The 505-nt window shown below is 56.2% G+C and carries 1 pseudogene; it reads left to right on the top strand.

Annotation, left to right across the window (positions count from 1 at the left end):
- Positions 1–290 precede the first annotated feature (290 nt).
- A pseudogene (locus ACU8YE_RS24440) lies at positions 291–505 on the top strand (tyrosine phenol-lyase); the annotation flags it as partial.

The raw sequence follows: 505 nt of genomic DNA, 5'->3' as shown, positions 1-505 counted from the left end.
GTACGACTTCGCTGCTGCCGATGAGGGACCGTTTGAGAGGATCGACGAGACCGGCTAGTGCGGTGATCATCGCTTCTCGAGAAGCTCTTGACATGTGATTCATAGGGTCTCCGAGGTGAGGATGGGCAGCCGGGGATGTGGCGCGGTGGTACTCGGATACGTGATCAAGTTCAACAAACCGTTGACACGTATGGTGCGAGGTGAGAAGATTGCAAAATCCGTTGAGGGAATCAACGGAAATTGGTCAACATCCGTTCAGCAGGTATTACAGGCCCACAAAGGAGTGTGCAATGAAGTACATCCCCGAACCGTTCAAGATCAAGATGGTCGAACCGATTGCGATGACCTCCCGGGAGGAGCGCGCCAACATCCTCACACGGGCACACTACAACATGTTCGGCCTACCCGCCGAGTCCGTCTACATCGACCTGCTCACTGATTCCGGTACCGGCGCGATGAGTGATGCCCAGTGGACGGCCGTGATGCGCGGTGACGAGGCGTACTC

It is taken from the genome of Ralstonia sp. VS2407 (genome assembly GCF_052950655.1).
Note: the sequence above shows the minus strand (reverse complement) of the source record. Positions and strands in the feature narration are given on the sequence as shown.